Origin of the sequence: Caballeronia sp. LZ008, from assembly GCF_031451435.1 — a bacterium.
Classification (GTDB): Bacteria; Pseudomonadota; Gammaproteobacteria; order Burkholderiales; family Burkholderiaceae; genus Caballeronia; species Caballeronia zhejiangensis.
Genome location: NZ_JARUXK010000004.1, coordinates 959,822 through 977,238 on the forward strand (window position 1 = coordinate 959,822; position 17,417 = coordinate 977,238).

The 17,417-nt window shown below is 61.6% G+C and carries 16 protein-coding genes; 4 read left to right on the forward strand and 12 right to left on the reverse strand.

Features of this window, described 5'->3' with window-relative positions:
* Positions 1-246: 246 nt before the first annotated feature.
* From QCE49_RS29430 to QCE49_RS29450, 5 genes are all read right to left on the reverse strand, one after another.
* Positions 247-2,190 (reverse strand): ABC transporter permease subunit, encoded by a 1,944-nt coding sequence (locus QCE49_RS29430; protein ID WP_175979376.1) that lies wholly within the window; start codon positions 2,188-2,190, stop codon positions 247-249.
* Between the two features lie 10 nt (positions 2,191-2,200).
* Complete coding sequence (locus QCE49_RS29435) at positions 2,201-3,073, reverse strand: branched-chain amino acid ABC transporter permease (RefSeq protein WP_008353273.1); 873 nt, start codon at positions 3,071-3,073, stop codon at positions 2,201-2,203.
* 763 nt (positions 3,074-3,836) lie between these two features.
* A complete protein-coding gene (locus tag QCE49_RS29440) occupies positions 3,837-5,048 on the reverse strand; it encodes an ABC transporter substrate-binding protein (protein ID WP_309806700.1) in 1,212 nt (403 codons plus the stop codon).
* A 395-nt stretch (positions 5,049-5,443) separates the two neighbouring features.
* Entirely contained in the window at positions 5,444-6,163 is a 720-nt protein-coding gene (locus QCE49_RS29445; protein WP_250456795.1) for an anti-sigma factor, read from the reverse strand.
* A complete protein-coding gene (locus QCE49_RS29450; protein WP_250440631.1) occupies positions 6,153-6,824 on the reverse strand; it encodes an RNA polymerase sigma factor in 672 nt (223 codons plus the stop codon). Before QCE49_RS29450 ends, QCE49_RS29445 begins: the two co-directional genes overlap by 11 nt.
* A gap of 305 nt (positions 6,825-7,129) precedes the next feature.
* Here QCE49_RS29450 and QCE49_RS29455 point away from each other — a divergent pair, with 305 nt between their 5' ends.
* Positions 7,130-8,119: a metallophosphoesterase gene (locus QCE49_RS29455; protein ID WP_175979380.1), complete on the forward strand. Its 990-nt coding sequence runs from the start codon at positions 7,130-7,132 to the stop codon at positions 8,117-8,119.
* On the forward strand, positions 8,116-8,529 hold the full coding sequence (locus tag QCE49_RS29460; protein ID WP_008353264.1) for a cupredoxin family copper-binding protein: 414 nt from the start codon (positions 8,116-8,118) through the stop codon (positions 8,527-8,529). The genes QCE49_RS29455 and QCE49_RS29460 overlap by 4 nt, the downstream gene beginning before the upstream one ends.
* 6 nt (positions 8,530-8,535) lie before the next feature.
* Here the strand turns inward: QCE49_RS29460 and QCE49_RS29465 are convergent, their stop codons facing one another.
* The 4 genes from QCE49_RS29465 to QCE49_RS29480 form a co-directional block, all read right to left on the reverse strand.
* Positions 8,536-9,630 carry a 4-hydroxyphenylpyruvate dioxygenase family protein gene (locus QCE49_RS29465; RefSeq protein ID WP_250456796.1) on the reverse strand — a complete coding sequence of 365 codons (1,095 nt, stop codon included), beginning with the start codon at positions 9,628-9,630 and terminating at the stop codon, positions 8,536-8,538.
* Between the two features lie 180 nt (positions 9,631-9,810).
* Positions 9,811-10,059, reverse strand: a complete 249-nt coding sequence (locus QCE49_RS29470; protein WP_033537064.1) for a hypothetical protein — start codon at positions 10,057-10,059, stop codon at positions 9,811-9,813.
* 37 nt (positions 10,060-10,096) lie between these two features.
* Positions 10,097-10,600 carry a lecithin retinol acyltransferase family protein gene (locus tag QCE49_RS29475; protein WP_008353261.1) on the reverse strand — a complete coding sequence of 168 codons (504 nt, stop codon included), beginning with the start codon at positions 10,598-10,600 and terminating at the stop codon, positions 10,097-10,099.
* A gap of 55 nt (positions 10,601-10,655) precedes the next feature.
* Positions 10,656-10,991, reverse strand: a complete 336-nt coding sequence (locus QCE49_RS29480; protein WP_250456797.1) for a hypothetical protein — start codon at positions 10,989-10,991, stop codon at positions 10,656-10,658.
* Between the two features lie 53 nt (positions 10,992-11,044).
* Between QCE49_RS29480 and QCE49_RS29485 the strand changes: the two genes are divergently transcribed.
* On the forward strand, positions 11,045-11,383 hold the full coding sequence (locus tag QCE49_RS29485) for a hypothetical protein (protein WP_175979382.1): 339 nt from the start codon (positions 11,045-11,047) through the stop codon (positions 11,381-11,383).
* Between the two features lie 106 nt (positions 11,384-11,489).
* On the forward strand, positions 11,490-12,260 hold the full coding sequence (locus QCE49_RS29490) for a protein phosphatase 2C domain-containing protein (RefSeq protein WP_250435870.1): 771 nt from the start codon (positions 11,490-11,492) through the stop codon (positions 12,258-12,260).
* Positions 12,261-12,267: 7 nt separating this feature from the next.
* Here QCE49_RS29490 and QCE49_RS29495 read toward each other — a convergent pair whose 3' ends face one another.
* From QCE49_RS29495 to QCE49_RS29505, 3 genes are read right to left on the reverse strand one after another with little or no spacing between them, the layout of a single operon-like run.
* The gene (locus tag QCE49_RS29495; protein WP_250456798.1) at positions 12,268-13,581 is read right to left on the reverse strand and encodes a sigma-54-dependent Fis family transcriptional regulator; all 1,314 of its coding nucleotides are present in this window, start codon (positions 13,579-13,581) and stop codon (positions 12,268-12,270) included.
* The gene (locus QCE49_RS29500) at positions 13,578-16,637 is read right to left on the reverse strand and encodes a peptidase domain-containing ABC transporter (RefSeq protein WP_008353255.1); all 3,060 of its coding nucleotides are present in this window, start codon (positions 16,635-16,637) and stop codon (positions 13,578-13,580) included. The genes QCE49_RS29495 and QCE49_RS29500 overlap by 4 nt, the downstream gene beginning before the upstream one ends.
* Before the next feature lie 21 nt (positions 16,638-16,658).
* Positions 16,659-17,411, reverse strand: a complete 753-nt coding sequence (locus tag QCE49_RS29505; protein ID WP_008353254.1) for a peptidylprolyl isomerase — start codon at positions 17,409-17,411, stop codon at positions 16,659-16,661.
* Positions 17,412-17,417 lie beyond the last annotated feature (6 nt).

Here is a 17,417-nt window from a genome sequence, read left to right on the forward strand (position 1 = left end):
ACCAGTGTCCTCAGCGCTTTCGGGCGGCGGACCGTGCGCGATCCAAGCCCGATTGGTCCTTTGAGGGCGACACTTAGCCGAGTGCCATCGAGGACGAGAGAACTACCCAAATTGCGTGTGACCGCGGGCTTTAAAAGCTGCTTTCTTTGCCTACTTTCTTTGCAGCAGCAAAGAAAGTAGGTGCCGCCCCGCACAGGGGCAACGCTAATAGACCACTAAAAAAACGGGATCCGGCGAAAACAAAACCTAAGCCACCTGCGCCGCCTGTCCCCCCAAATAAGCCTCGATAACCTTCTCATTAGCCTGAATCTCGGAAGGCTTCCCTTCGGCGATTTTCTGCCCGAAGTCCAGCACGGAAACCGTATCGCAAACGCTCATCACCACATCCATATGATGCTCGATCAACACAAGCGTGATGCCATGATTGCGCACCTTGCGAATGATCGCGACGAGTTCGCGAATATCCGGCGCGGTCAATCCGGCCGCGGGTTCATCGAGCAGAAGCAATTGCGGATCGAGCGCCAACGCACGCGCGATTTCAAGCAGACGCTGCTTGCCGTAGGGCAGATTGCGCGCTTCCTCTCCGGCGACATGCTCCAGGCCCACAAAACGAAGCATGTTGAACGCACGCTCACGCGCCGAGCGCTCTTCGCGCCGATATCGCGGACTCATCACGCCGACATCCGCGATGTTCGATCTGAACGTGTGATGCAAGCCGACGAGCACATTCTCCAGAGCCGTCATCTCGCCGAAGAGCTGCACGTTCTGAAACGTCCGAGCGATGCCCGACAGCGCAATCTTCGACGATGTACGCCCCGCGAGCGATTGCCCCTCGTATTCGATCGCGCCAGCAGTCGGGACATAGATGCCCGTCAGCACGTTCATCATCGTGCTCTTGCCGGAACCGTTGGGACCGATGAGGCCGTGGATCGTGCCGCGCTTCACAGTGAGATTCACATCGTTCAACGCCTTCAGGCCGCTGAACTGCATCAGCACGCCGCGCACGTCGAGGATCGTATCCGCGCCTTCCGTATCGACCGCCGCGACGGCATCGTCCTGGCGCGTATGGCTCGCGAGCTCATCGGTATCGACCTTCGTCACGCGCACGCGGCCAAGGTTCAGCGTCTTGCGCACGAAGCCGACGATGCCATCCTGCAGGTAATAAACGACGAGCAGGATCATCAGACCGAAGATGGTCAGACGCCAGTCGGTGAGCGCCTCGATCCAGAACGAAAACACCGCTAGTCCCGCCGTGCCGACGATCGGCACCGCAACGCGCTGCGGCGTCGTGGTCTTCTTCGCGAGCGCAAGCGCGGCGCCCGCGACGACGACGACCGCCAGCGCCGTCGCGACGACGCGGAAGTTGGAGATATCGTCGAGCAGCTTGGGTAACATGACGATCACCGTCGAACCGATGATCGCGCCCGTGCGCGTCTTGCGTCCGCCCATGATGATGGCGAGCAGGAAGAGGATGGTCAGTTCGAAGTTATAGGTGTTAGGCGAAATGTATTGCTCGGAATACGAGTACAGGCAGCCCGCGAGGCCCGCGAATCCCGCACTGATTACGAATGCAATTACCTTGTAGCGATACACCGACACGCCCATGCAGTCCGATGCGATGGGGCTGTCGCGCAGCGCTTCGAATGCGCGCCCGAGATGCGACTTCAGCACGCGATGCACGACGATCAGCGACACGACGAGCAGCGCCGCGACGAGCCAGTAGTACTGCACCTCATCGAGCCTGTGTCCCGCGAACATCGGCTTCGGGATCTTGAGACCCATCGGTCCGTTGGTGAGGAAATCCATCTCGTTGATGAGAATCTGGATGATCGTGCCGAACGCGAGCGTCACCATCGCGAGATACGGACCGGACACGCGCAGCGCGGGCAATGCAAGGATCGCGCCGAAGCCGGCTGTGATCAGAATCGAAAGCGGCGCGGTCAGATAGAACGGCATGCCGAGCTTGATGAACAGCACGCCCGCCGTGTATGCGCCCACGCCGAACAATCCCGCGTGACCGAGCGACACTTGCCCCGTGTAACCCACGACGATATCGAGCCCGAACAGCAGGATCGCGTAGATCATGATGGTTTCGACGAGGTGGATGTAGTACGGATTGCCCGACGCCACCGGGAAAATTGCGAGTGCGGCGAGTCCGACGAGCGCCGCGATCCAGTTCTTTGCTTTCATCGTCGCCGCCTCAGACTTTCTTGATCGCCGTCTTGCCGAAGAGACCTGCGGGCTTGACCGCGAGCACGATCAAGAGCAGCACGAGTCCCGGCACGTCCTTGTAGCCGGTGGAGATATAGAAGCCGGTCGTCGTCTCCGCGATGCCCAGGATCATCCCGCCGACGATGATGCCCATGCCGCTCGACAAGCCACCGATGATCGCCACGGCAAACGCCTTGAGGCCGAGCACCGCGCCCATCGTCGCGCCGGTCAATGTCAGCGGCGCGATCAAAACCCCTGCAAATGCAGCGGTCAACGACGAAAGCGCATATGAAAACGTGATGACGAGGCCGGTGTTGATGCCCATGAGCGACGCTGCATCGCGATCGTTCGCGGTCGCGACCACGGCCTTGCCGAAGATCGTCTTGCGGTTGAAGAACTCGACCGCGAGCATCATCACGAGCGCGCCGCCGACGACGAGCAGTTCCATCGGCAGCACGTTTGCGCCGAAGACCTTCAGTGGCGCTTCGGGCAGGGGCGAAGGAAAGCGCAGATCGTCGCGGCCCCAGACGTTTTCCGCGACGTTCTTGAAGATGATGCCGAGCGCGATCGTCGACATGATCCAGCCGAACTCGGACTTGATCTTGATGGCGGGCCGCACGCCGATGCGTTCGACGAACGCGCCCTGCGTGAGGCCGAAGAGACACACGAGCGGAATCATCAGCCAGTAGTTGACGCCAGCGGATACGAGCGTGAGGCCGACGAGCGCGCCGAGCATCAGGGCATCGCCCTGGCCGAAGTTCAGCGTGCCGGATGTGGCGAAGGTGAGTTGATAGCCGAACGCGATCACGGCGTAGATCATGCCGAGTGCTATGCCGCTATAGACGAGTTGAAGGAGGATCATGGTCGGGGTTTTTCTTGTGCAGGTCTGCGCTTCTTGAGATTCCTGATTTCGCTTCGGTCTATAGCTTTTGCGTGATGCTGTTTTGCTGGATCGCGTTTTCGTGTCGGCTCGGTGTCGTCGCCGGATCCCGCTCTCGCGTCGGTCTATTAGCACTGCCCCTGTGCGGGGCGGCACTCACTTTCTTTGCTGCTGCAAAGAAAGTAAGCAAAGAAAGCAGCTACTGATACGCCCGCGGTCACACGCAATTTGGGTAGTCCTCTCGTCCATCGTGGGCTGCCTAACGAGTGTCCTCAAACACCTAATCGGGCTTGGCTCGCGCACGGTCCGTCTCATCGCACCACACACCAAACTGGTTCAGCACCAAATAGCTCCAGCCCGCTTCGCGGCCGACCGGTCAATCGGGTCCGCGCGTGCTTCTCTACTAACGTCTCCATCTCACTGCAATCGCCGCCCTTTGGTTTCCCTTGCGGACCCGGCGGCAGCGCGTAGCGCTGTGCCGAAGCTCTTTCGTGCTGAACCAGCGCCCTTCGAAAACTGGTTCGTCAGACCGTGCGCGAGCCAAGCCCGATTGGTCCTTTGAGGGCACTCTTTAGGCGAGTGCCATCGAGGACGAGAGAACTACCCAAATTGCGTGTGACCGCGGGCTTGAAAAGCTGCTTTCTTTGCCTACTTTCTTTGCAGCAGCAAAGAAAGTAGGTGCCGCCCCGCACAGGGGCAACGCTAATAGACCGACACGAATACGGGATCCGGCGATATAAAAAAATCAATTCGAAGCAGTAGTGGTCTGCTTGGACCGCAGAGTCCCGCCGCCTTTCTTATCGGCGTCATACGCATAGATCACCCGCCCGCCCTTCACCTCCCCGATAACCGGCACATTCGGCGTAATAGCCTCGTGATCGCCCTTCGTAAAGGGCTTGTCGTACACCATCACGACACCTTCGACCTTAGTGTTCAAATTCTCGAGCGCTTCCTTGACCTTCGGCCCATCCGTCGTCCCCGCCTGCTTGATGGCCGCAGCAAGCAAATACACCGAGTCGTAACCTTGGGCAGCAGAAACCGGCGAATCGATCCGCTCGTTCTTCGGCTTGAATTCCTTCAGATAAGCCTCGATGAAGGCCTTGCGCTTCGGCGTGTTCGCTTCCTGAATGAAAGTCTGCGGCATGCGCGCACCTTCGCCGTTAGTGCCGGCATTGTCGATGTAATTGGCCATCGAAAGCGTCCAGCTACCGATCAAAGGCACCTTCCATCCAAGCTTGGCCATGCCGTTCGCGATCTGCGCAAGCTCGGGCCCGATGCCGTAAGTCAGCACCGCTTCCGCACCGGCCTCCTTCGCCTTCAGCAACTGGGCCGTCATGTCGACGTCCTTGATGTTGAACTTCTCCACGGCGACGGGCTTCACGCCTTTCGCGGCAAGCGCCCTTTCCAGATCCTCGCGGCCGAGCTGGCCGTAGTTGGTCGAATCGGCGAGAATCGCGACCTTCTTGAAGCCTCGCTTCGTCACCTCTTCCTCGTCGATCATCGGCGCCTGAATGCGATCGGCGGCAGCGTTGCGGAACACGTAGTTATCGGGCTGATCGTCGAATTGCTTCGTCACCACCGTGCCGGTCGCGACATTGTTGAACACCGGAATCTTCGCTTCCTGAAAGAAGCGCTGCGATGCGAGCGCTACGCCCGTGTTGATATAGCCGACAACCGCGACAACCTTCTCCTTGTTGATGAGCTCCTGCGCGATCTGCACGCCGCGCTCGTTCTTCGCTTCGTCATCGCGCTCGACCAGCACGATCTGACGCCCAAGCACGCCGCCCGATTTGTTGATCTCGGCGGTGGCAAGACGCACGCCATCGCGCATGCTGACACCCATGGAAGACGAACCGCCCGTGAACGGACCATCGACGCCGATCTTGATCGGGTCGGCCGCGTGCGCCAACGAGAAAACGCCGAACGCGAGCGTGCTCGCAATGAGCTTCATCTTCATGTGTGTCTCCGTCGCCTGATTCGTTATTTGAAAGTCCCATGCAACGCGGCGAATTTCGCAATGCCCTTTAAACGCATTCCGCGTTATCGATTACATAGACTGTGAGCGAGTTTAGAAAAATGTAAGGATATGACCATATTCGGACATACCCGAAGAGCACGAGCGTTAGCCCACACCCGATGCATCGCAACTGTGCAAAGCCCGGCATAACCCGGAAAAGATGCGAATTTAGACAGCATCCCAAAGCGTTTTCATGGCTTTCGAAACGGAGAAAACAGCGGGTATACGCGTAACGCCAAAGAAAAAAACGCGCGGCATCCCGGAGGATGACCGCGCGTAACCTTGCGCACTCTTCAGGCTATCGCAGCGATGACAGCGTTTGCGCGATGCACTTGTTATCGCGGCGCACCGGTTTCGATCGCGTGCGCGAACTGACGCAGCACCGCGCCCGATGCATCGGTGACGGCCCAGAACGTCATGCCATCGCGATTCCAGCGCGCGAGCGCGTAACCATCGTCGGATTGCGTGACGACCGGCTCCGTCTTCGCTTCGCCCTTGCGCTCGGGAAATACGTACACGTCGATCGGATGCTTCAGGTAGCGATACACGACGACCGCCACCGGCCGATGATCGATGTAATCCAGCCGTCCGCCGACGAGCGCGAAGCCCGGACCCGCCGGATCGATCACCGGCGGCGCATAGTCGATCCGGCCGTTGAACCACGGCTTCACGGTGTGCTTGTCGCTGGACAACACGTCGATCGGACGATCCGACATCAGCGCGCGCACATGGCTCGACACGATCTCCTGCGCGATGGGCGAGCCCGTCGATACGGACGAGACGAGCGGCAGCGCCTGGAACCACAGCATCGTGCCGAGCACGAGCGCCGAGAGCGTCGCGCCCGCGAATGCGCCGCCGAAGAACGGCCACGGCGCGGCAAACGGATTGCGCGAGCCGCGTTTCGCCGGACGCGCCGGCTCGCGCCTGCACGCCTCTTCCTCGGCCTGAGCCCGCACGCGCGCCAGCACTTGCGTGCGCAGATGCACCGGCGCGCGCTGATACAGCGAACCATCGGTAAGCCTCGCATCGAGCGAGGCAATGTCGTTATTTTCCATTTCCCGACTCCTCTGCGTGACCCGGTCCCGCGCGGCGCACGAGGCGCACGCTCGGCTTGTCCTGCCCGCCCTGGGCCGCGCGCACCGCCCCCGCCAGCATCTTGCGGCCGCGCGCGAGCCGTGACATCACCGTGCCGATCGGCACGCCGGTCACGGATGCAACTTCCTTGTAGCTCATGTCTTCGAGTTCGCGTAACACCAGCACCTCGCGAAAGGCGATCGGCAGCGCCTCCAGCGCGCGATGCACCAGATGAATTTCGTCGCGGCGCACGGCGAGCGTTTCGGGATCGGCCGCGCCTTCCTCCGACCATCCCGGCAAGGCTTCGTCGCCGCCCAGTTCCTCGTCGTAGGGCGTCGCGTCGGCGAGTTGCACGCGCCGCCGCCACTCCGTGAACCACGTATTGCGCACGATCGCGAGCAGCCACGCACGCGCGTTCGCCTCCTCGCCGCCTTCGAATCCGCCGAAGAAACGGAACGCGCGCAGATAGGCTTCCTGCACGACATCGTCGGCATCGTTCGCGCTTCCCGACAGCCAGCGCGCGAGGTTGTACGCGGCGTCCAGATGCGGCATCACCGTCGCTTCGAAGCGCGCGTGTGCCGCCTCGGCGTCCGCCTGGCCGCGGCGCCCGGACCTGTCTTCTTTCGACCTGCCTGGCCACATCGCGCGGGTCTCCTTTCCACAATCACGTTCGGAAAACTTCGTTCGGGCGCGGCGGCATCGCTTTTCCGCGCCTTCCCATCCGTTACTCCTCACGCGGGCGCTTTATTCCCGTTTGCAACGGCGACTCAAAAAAATATAGCGGGAATATCCCGCCGCATTCGCTGGTTCGATGGACGGATGCCAACGTGATCCTGCCCGCCGCAACGGGCATCGCCGGCTTCGCGCCCATGCACCGAGCCGCCGTGGGCCCGACTTCACCGATTCGAACGACAAGAACCGCGGCCGTCATCATCAAAGGAACCATCATGAAACCCGACCCGAACGCACTGCCGCCCGCGCAGCAACGCGACGAACTCGACGAGCACGGCAAGCGCCGCCGCACCGCACTTTCGTGCATGGCCTGGGCGGGCGCCGGCGTCATCTGGACGGTGAGCGGCGGCGTGCCCGTTTCGCGCCTGATCTCGTCGGCGGAAGCGGCCGAGCAGACCGGCTCGTTTAGCTTCGTGCAGATCAGCGACAGTCACATCGGCTTCAACAAGGATCCGAACACGGAGCCGACGAGCACGCTCGAAGAAGCCATCAACCGCGTAAGCGCGATGGAAAAACGCCCCGCGTTCATGATCCACACGGGCGACATCACGCATCTGTCGAAGCCCGCGCAATTCGACACGGCGACGCAGATCATCGGCAAGTCGGGCATGGACGTGCATTACGTTCCCGGCGAGCACGACGTGCTGGTCGAAGAAGGCAACGCGTTTTTCGACCGCTTTTCCGGGCAATACGGCAAAGGCAGCACGCGTCACTGGTACAGCTTCGATCAGGGCGGCGTGCATTTCATCGGCCTGACCAACGTGATCGACCTGAAGGGCGGCGGCCTCGGCTTTCTCGGCGATGCGCAGCTCGCGTGGCTCAAGGCGGATCTGCAGGGCAAATCGAGCAGCACGCCGATCGTCGTGTTCGCGCACATTCCGCTGTGGGCGTTGTATCCGCAATGGGGATGGGGCACCGACGACAGCGCGCAGGCGCTCGCGCTCTTGAAACGCTTCGGCTCGGTAACGGTGCTGAACGGCCACGTCCATCAGGTGGCGCAGAAAGTGGAGGGAGAGATGCGCTTTTATTCAGCGATGTCGACGGCGTTTCCGCAGCCCGCGCCGGGCGCACCGTCCGGTCCGGGGCCGATGAAAGTGCCATCCGAACAATTGCGCACGATGCTCGGCCTGCGCGAAGTCACGCATATCGCGGGACGCGGGCAACTTGCCGTCACCGATACGTCGCTCGCGGGGGTGCAGTCATGATCGCATCGACGATTGCGCACTACGTTTCGCCCGACAATCTCCGCCCGCTCGCCGGCAAGCTGCTGCGCCAGGCCGCGCTTGCGCTGGTCGTGAAAGGCGTCATCGGCGTGGCGATTCCGTCGGCGTGCGCGGCAGAACCCGCGCAACAGGTCGCGCTGGCGAACGCGCCGACCGTTTCCATCGACAACTTCGCGTTCAATCAGGCGACGATTACCGTGCCCGTCGGTACGAAGGTGACGTGGGTGAATCACGACGACATGCTGCATACCGTCGCCGACGAGGGAAAGAGCTTCAAGTCCGATCCGCTCGACAGCGGCGACAGCTTCTCGCATGTGTTCGACAAACCGGGCACGTACAAGTACTTCTGTTCGCTGCATCCGCACATGACGGGGACGGTCGTCGTGCAATGAGTCGCGTCAGCCGCGCGCCTTCGCGATCGCGGCGAGATTGCCCTCGCCGAATCCGTGATGCCCGCGCCGCTCGACGATCTCGAAGAACATGTCGCCGGGCTTGCGCTCGACGAACGTCTGCAGAAAAAGCTGCGGCGTGCCGTCTCCGAGAATCTCGCCGTCGACGAGAATGCCGCGCGTGCGCAGCTTTCCGATGTCGAGACCGTGGCCCGGCAGACGCTCGTCGATCTCGTCGTAATAGCGCGGCGGCGGCTGCAGGAAGCGCACGCCGCGCGCCATCAATGCATCGACGGAAGCGAAAATATCCGCCGATGCCAGCGCGATATGCTGCACGCCCTCGCCTTCGTGATCGGGCAGATATTGCTGCATCAGATCCGTGCGATAGGTGCCTTCCTCGTACACCGGAATGCGGATCGAGCCGCACGGCGAAAGCGTGACGGCGGAATCCTGCGAGACGTGCCAGTCTGGATGCACCTGATGAATCTCCGAGAAGTGCAGCACTTCCCGATAGAAATCGAGCCATTCCTGAATGCGGCCTGCGCCGACCGTCTGCGTGAAGTGGTCGACTTCGAGCAGGCCGGTGCCGTTGAGATCCGCGCGTGCTCCCGGAATCGGACGAAAGTCGATGTCGTAGATCGATGTCTCGCCGCTGTTCTTGCCCGGCCAGTGATCGACGAAATAGATATGCGAATCGCCGATGCCTTGAATCGCCGGAATCGCAAGCTCGTTCGGGCCGATTTTTTCGCCCTCGAAATCCCACGCGCCGTATTCGAGCGCGCGCTCGTGGGCGACCTGCGCATCGAGCACGCGAATGCCGATCGCCGCGATGCCGACGCCATGCGACTCGGCAAAGCGCGACGCGAACGAGTCCGGCTCCGCGTTCAACAGAAAATTCATGCTGCGCTGGCGAAAGAGCGTCACCGCCTTGCTGATGTGCTGCGCGACGGGCACGAAGCCGAGCGTCTCGAACAGTCGGGCGAGCCCTTCAGGATCGGGGCTGGAAAACTCGACGAACTCCAGCCCCGCGATGCCGAGCGGATTGTCGCCGAGGTTCGAATCGGGCGTCGCGCGGGCGGAGGAAGAGGAGTCGGGCTGGGTCATCGGCAATACCTCGAAAATGTACGATCTGGTTCACGGACGCAAAACTACCACGACCTGCTGCTTCCGTGCGACCGGCGGCTTCATCCAAATGGCCGCGACGATGCGCCTAGAGTAGCGGCAGCGGGATTGCCGTGTCAAAGCCGGGGCCGCCCGACGCGTCCCGGCCGATCGTACGCGCCTTCAGGCGGCGAGGCGCGCCGCGCTCATCGACGGACGCTTCGCTTGCGGCGGAAACACGTTCCAGGTGCCGTCGTCATGGCGGAAGAAGATGATCGCGAGCGGGCCGCCCGGATGCTGCGCCTCGATGCAGACGTAGCGCGCGCCGGTGACATGCGAACGGCACAGACGCACGACGCGTGCCGGATGCGCGGCAGTCGGGGCGAGCCATTTGTCGACGGCCCAGTGCAGCGAGTTTTCGGTGGTTTGCATGATGGTCTCCTCGGAATCGATCGGCAAAACGTGAGGTTCAGGCTGCGAGCGCCACGTTCATGCGGCGGCGGCGTTCGGCGGCGACATAGGCGCGGAAGAGTCCCGCCACGGCTCTGACGGCCGCGTGGGGATCGATGAAGCACGCTTGCACCTGACGGCTGCGGGCGCGGCCGTCGAGGCACCACGTAACGAAGTGCTCGCAGTTGTTGGTGAGCAGGTGATAGTTGTCTTCGCCGAGGCGGCTGCGGGCGCGGCGCACCGCTTCCATGCCGACGAACTTCGCGGCCGGGTTCTGGCGGATCGTGACTTCATGACCGGCGGCGAACTGCTCGACCGGGACTTCCTCGACCGGGCCGCGATGCAGCGACTTCGCGAAACCGGCATAGTGGATGACCATGCCGTTGCCGGCGTAGATGCCGTGATGTTCATAGCCGGAACGGCGCGTGACGAGTTCGGTGCCGAGCGCGGGTTCGTCGTCGAGCGAGAAGCCGTTCGCGGCGGCTTGCTGTTCGATCAGTCCGATTTGCTGGTTGGTTGACATGGCTGGCTCCGATTTTTCTTTGCTGGCGCCAGGTGTTTGTTCGGCGCCGGGTTGCCTAGCCTTTTGCATCTTCCTTGCCAGTTTCGATAAGCCATTGATTACGTGTGGTTATTGCGGAATCGCGAGCGTGTTTCGACAGCGTTGTGTTTTTCATCGGCCAACAGTTTTCTTGCGTGTTTGTTGGACCTGCTGCACCAGAATTCGCGTCGTGCGGGCCGATCGGACGCGCGCCGCGTGTGTTGGTTATGCGGCGCGACGCCAACATCGCTTGTTGGCGACGACCCAACGGATGCGATTCGGCATGCAGCCATTTCGTTTGCGCCGATGCCGCCAGAACGCAGCCCCATCGGCGATTCGGACGCAATCTCCGCCATTTGGCGTGCGTCGGCATGGGCCTTGCATTGATCCGTGCGTCCTGCTCACAGGCCATCCCGGAGAAACGACATGTGCGCCTTGACCGTCAGCGATCTCGAATACGACCGCGTGCTGGATCACGCGGCGATGTCGGCCATCAGCGGCGGAGGCGGTGCGCCGTGGGTGTTCGGCTGGATCACGCCTTTCGTGGAGCGTTCATCGGGCGGCGGGGCCGCAGCCGGCGCGATTACCCTGATCGATGTGACCAACAACATCTACGCGGTCACGAACAACATCACCAATAACGTGACGAACATCACGGTCGGCCAGATGGTCAATCAGTTTCAGAACGTCGCGGTCAGCAATACGGGCAACGGCGCGACCCTTACCGTCAGCCCGAATTCGGTCGCGGGGAATCGCGCGGGCTAAAGCGGTGCAGATCAAGATTCGCTTCGGACGCGCGTTGGTACACAATGAGCGGGATCGTCCGCAAGGCCCGCCCGACGCCGCGTCACCCAGCATTCCGGAGGTTGCCGTGACCTTCACCACCGAGTTTCGATGGACATCCGCCGCCCGCACCGACACCGGCTGCGTCCGGCAGATCAACGAAGACGCGCTGCTCGATGCGCCCGAGCGCGGACTGTGGGCCGTCGCCGATGGCATGGGCGGCCACGCGGTCGGCGATCTGGCGAGCCGGATGGTGATCGAGAGCCTCGCGAAGGTATCGCCGGCGAACGATCTTGCGGGCACCATCGCCGATGCCCGCGCGCGTCTTCTCGACGTGAACGACAAGCTGCGTGCGGAAGCGGCGCGGCGCCAAGTGTCGCGCATCGGCAGCACGGTCGTCGTGCTCGCTGCGCGCGATGGCGCGTGCGGTTATGTATGGGCCGGCGACAGCCGCATCTATCTGCTGCGCCAGGGACGGCTCGTGCAGCTCACGCGCGATCACAGCCACGTCGAGGAACTGAAGGCGCGCGGGCAACTCACGGCGGAAGAAGCGCTGCATCATCCGGCGCAGCATCTGATCACGCGCGCGGTCGGCGCGCTCGATGTGCTCGAACTCGACGAGAACACGCTTGCCCTGAACGACGGCGATACGTTCCTGCTATGCAGCGACGGTTTATCGAACGAAGTCAGCGAAGCCGAAATGATGAGCGAGCTCGCGCCGGGCAATTGCGATGTCGCCGCGCAAAGGCTGCTGGAAATCGCGCTCGCGCGGGGCGGGCGCGACAACATTTCAGTGGTCGTCGCGCATGCGGTCGATTTGATGGCGACGGATAAGACGCAGGTGAATCCGTCGATTTAAAGGCGGCTCAACCGCCCGCCTCCTTGTTCTTCTGCGCCGCCGCTCGAAACTCCTTCGAATGCAGCCCGTGCTTTTTCAAAAGCATCTGCAGATGCGAGCGGTTCATCTCGTACCGTCTCGCAAGCTCGGCCACCGTTCCGCCGGTTTCCTGCAAGCCTCGTTCGAGAAACGCGCGCTCCGCTTCGTCGCTGGCGACGCGCTTCGCTTCCGCGAGCGAGCTCGCCGTCGCGATGCCGTTTCCGCTCGCCGCCGGCCCGCCCATTGCGAGCGAGAGCGATGACTTCGGCCGTATGTCGACCGGCAGATGATCGATGTCGGCCATATCGCCCGCAAGACACGCGAGGCGGTACACCACGTTCCGCAACTCGCGGATGTTCCCCGGATAGTCATAGTTGCGCAGAAAATCCCGTAGCCGCGGCGACAACTTCACCGGCCGGCGCTTCAATGTCCCGGCCGCTTCGTCGCCGAAATACGCGAGCAGCAGCGGAATTTCATCGCGCCGTTCACGCAAAGCAGGCAGCGTCAGATGAATGACGCTCAGCCGATAATACAGATCCTCGCGAAAACGCCCCTCGTCGCAGAACTTGCGCAAGTTGCGATTGGTTGCCGCGACGATGCGCGTATCCACCGCAATGGGCTCGTCCGAACCCACGCGCTGAATTTCATGCGCTTCCAGCACGCGCAACAGCTTCACCTGCCCCTGCAAAGGCAGTTCGCCGATCTCATCGAGAAAGATCGTGCCCGTGTGTGCGCTTTCGAATTTTCCCTTGCGATCATTGCTCGCTCCGGTGAACGCGCCCTTGCGATGCCCGAATAGTTCGGACTCCAGCAGATTGTCCGGAATCGCGCCGCAGTTCACCGAGATATACGGCTTGTCGGCACGCGATCCGTTCGCGTGAATGACCTTCGCCATCAATTCCTTGCCGGTGCCGCTTTCGCCATCGATCAATACCGGCAAGTCCGTCGGCGCGGCTTTTTCCGCGATTTCCAGCGCTTCCAGCAACTTCGGGTTATCGCCGAACGTGCCTTCGAATACGAAGCTGCGTTCGATCAGCGCCTGCCGCCGCGCGCCCGGCGGAAGATCGCGCTTCGGTTCGGCGGCCGCCGCCTGCACGAAGCGCTCCTTGTGCGACAGTTGCATGACTTCGTCGCGCAGGGTGCTCGCCTGCCGCAACAGCTTTTCGATCTCGGGACGCTCGAGCCGCGAGGTCCATCGAAGCGTCGAGCGCAAGATCTCGATCTTCTCGATGAGCCCCGCATACGAAATCGCCGATGACGCGGGCGCGCTGGTATCGCTTTCCGGTTGGTCGAGTATTTTCATGCTGCGCTCAGTTGCTTTTGCACGAGTTGGTAGTACATGCCCTTTCTCGCGACGAGTTCGTCATGCTTGCCCTGTTCGACGATGCCGCCTTCGTACAGCACGAGAATCTTGTCGGCGCGCATGATCGTCGAAAGGCGGTGCGCGATGATGACCGCCGTGCGCCCTTTCAAAATCTCCTGCATGTTGCCGAGAATATTGCTTTCCGATTGCGTATCGAGCGCGGACGTCGCTTCGTCGAATACGAGCAGACGTGGATCGTGATACAGCGCCCGCGCGATGCATAAGCGCTGAATCTGTCCGCCCGACAACCCTACGCCGCGCTCGCCGACCACCTGCTCATAACCGAGCGGCATCTTCGCGATGAACGCGTGCGCGTCGGCCATCTTCGCGACTTCTTCGATACGCCTTCTGTCCGGCGCTTCATCGCCGCTCGCGATGTTCTCCGCGATCGTCCCCGAAAACAGCAGGTTGCTCTGCATCACATAGCCGATCTGCGCGCGAAAGAAACCTTTATCGACGACGTTGATATCGTAGCCATCGACGGTCATCTTGCCTTCGCTCGGCGCATAGAAACCGACGAGCAGTTTCGCGAGCGTCGTTTTACCGGAGCCGCTGCGCCCGACGATCGCAATCAGCTCGCCCGGCTTGATATCGAAGCTGATGTTCTCCAGCACGTAGGGCGCATCGCCTTCACCATAACGGAAGTACACGCCGTTGAAACTGATATCGCCCTGCAGGTCGGGCAGCATGACGCGCTGCTGCATGTCTTCGGGCTTCTGCTCCGGCTCGATATCGAGCACGTCGCCGAGCCGCTCCATCGCGACGCCCGCATCGTTCAGCAGGCTCCACAAGTTGATGAGACCCATCAGCGGCGCGAGCACGCTGCCCATGTAGGCATTGAACGCGATCAGTTGCCCGATGGTCAGTTCGCGCGCAAGCACGAGATTCGCGCCGACCCATAACACGCCGATGGTCGTCGCCGCATTGAGCAACTGGCTGCACAAGCCCACCACGATATTGAAGCGCTGCGACTTGTATTGCACTTCGAGCGACTTCGCATACTTCTTTTCCCACTTGAGACGCACCGCGCGCTCGATACCCATGCCCTTCACCGTTTCGACGCCGCCGAGTGCTTCCATCAGATACGAACGCGCATCCGTTCCCGCTGAGAACGTTTCGCGCGCGTTCTGCTTGATGCGCGGCGTCGCGACGACCGTGAGCACCATCATCGGGATGACGAACGCGATCAGCAGCAACGTGAGCTTCACGTTGTAGAGGAACATGATCGTGAAGTAGATGAAGATCATCAGCAGGTTCAGCACGGTCGATACCGTCGATTCGGTGAGAAACGCGCGAATCGTGTGATTCTCCTGAAAGCGCGCGAACACATCGCCGGTCTTGCGCTTCGCGAAGAAGCCGAACGGCAGCGAGAACGTGTGCCTGAAGAACTGCGACATCATCGCGAAGTCCATGTTGCGGACCATGAAGTTCGCGAGATACGCGCGTATCGTCGTCATGAGCTGCGTGAACAGGCTCGCGATGATGAGCCCTGCGATCAGCACATGAAGCAGGTTCACGTTCTGATGCACGATCACGCCATCGAGAATGTTCTGGATGATGAGCGGCGGTATCACGCCCAGCACTTGAATGACGAAGGTCGCGAGAAAGAGATGCAGCAGGATCTTCTTGTACGGCTTCAGATAGCCGACGAAACGCAGCCACGGCGAACGCGACACGGCCTTTTGCGTGAGATCCTGCCCCGGCGTGAAAAGCAGACACGTCCCGCTCCAGCCGCGCTCGAACTCGCCGACAGTCATCTTCCTGAAGCCGATCGCCGGGTCCGCGACCCATACGTTCTCGCTCGACACGCCATAGACGATGATGTAGTGGTATCCCTCCCAATGCGCGATGAACGGCATCTCGAAGCCGCGCAACGATTCGAACGTGCACTGCACGCCGCGCGTCGTGAATCCGAGCGATTCGCCGGCGCGTGCGAGTGAATCCAGCGTCGCGCCGGATGTCGTGACGTTGGCCAGTTCGCGCAGCTTGCCGAGCGTCATGTTGATGCCGTAGTGACGGCAGATCATCGCGAGACAGGCCGCGCCGCAATCCATCTCCTCCGCCTGCTCGATCCACGCGAAGCGCTTGATGACGCGCTCGCCCAGTTCGGGCTTCGTGTGCAGATCGAGCATTGCGGGCAGCTTGCGGCGCTCGGTGATCTTCTTCTGCCGCTGCAATTCGCGCTCGGTGAAGCGGATGCGCTCTTCGAGCACTTCGCGCAGCTTCACGTTTCGCTCGATGATGAAGTGCACGGTCTTCTCGGGAATCACGAGCAGGCGCGTATCGGTGCTCGCGATGGCGGAGGCCATCTGCTCCTGGCGCATCACGCAGGCCTTCTCGCCGAAGATCTCGCCGGGACCGAGCGTCGCGAGCACATGCCGCTCGCCGCCCTCTTCGCGCACGATCCGCACTTCGCCTTGCCGCACGACATAGAGACGCCGGTCGTCGCGCGACTCCTGCTTGAGAATCTCCTTGCCTTCCGCGACACGCTTCACGCCGACGCTGCGCACGCATTCTTCGAGTTCGGCCTTGTCGAGCTTGCCGCGCAGATCGAAGAGCTTTGCGACGAAACCGCCCGCCGAGTTAATGGCGACATAGCTCGTGACGAAGGCGAGCGCGGCGGGATTCTTCGCGATGACGGGGTCGATCGCCGTGCGCGGGATGAACAGCAGCTCGGTCTTGCCGGAGGAGCGCACCGACGACTCATGGCGATAATCGCGCAGCATCGCGATATCCGCGAAGGTCTCGCGCTCCTTCTTCACCCCCATGCTGATTTCCTTGCCGTGCTCTTCGGTGAAGATGCGCACGGACCCCGCTTTCACGATATAGAGTCCATCGGCCGCATCGCCCGCGTTGCACACGGTCTCGCCAAAACCGAAGCGCCGCGACTCCGCTTGCGCCGCGAATTGCTCGATTTCCTCGCGCGTGAAGGGCGAAAGAATCTCCACCGACGAAAGAAAGTCAGCGGGCGAATCAAGGCTCGATGGAGCGTCCATGTCGTGTCGCGTTCCGGTCGATCAGCGTGCTTCGATGACGTGTTCCTGCGCACGCGCCATCATCCAGTCTTCGCGCAGCAGGCGGCGAATTTCCGCGGACACGTCCTCGTCGAGCTTCGCCGGATACTTCGCCGTCACCGCGAAAATCTCATACGATGCGCCGTCCGCCGATACGAACGGCCCGAGCAGATCGCCGACCTCCGCGTTGAAGACTTTCGCTTCGACGTCCGGTTTCATCTGTCCGCGCATCACGCGGCCGATCACGCCGCCCGCGTCGCGCGTGTCGGCGAGCGAGTGCTCGCGCGCCATGTCGGCGAAGCTGTCGGGATCGTCGTTCAGATACGAGATCATTTCCTTCGCGCTGCCTTCGGTGTCGAGCAGGATATGACTGACTTCGATGCTGTCGAACTTCGGCGAGTTGAGCTGGAAGTACTCTTCGATCTCGCGCGCCGTGCCTACCTTGTCGAGCATCTTTTCCTGATACAGCGTGTCGGTGATGAAGACCTCGAACTCGTCGAGGCTCACATGCAGCGCATCGAGATAATTGTTCATGTCCGCCGCGCGATGCAGACCGCGAATGCGCCGGAACTGATCGGCGCGATTCTGGATTTCATCGTCGCTCACGGCGATACCCGACTTCTTCGCCGCGCGCACCGTGAGCTTGTCGCGCACGAGCTGCTCGATGAGACTGTCGAACTGACCATTCAACTTCAATAACCTGATGAATTCGCCGACGTCGACCACTTCGTCGTCGATACGCACAATCGCCGTCATATCGTT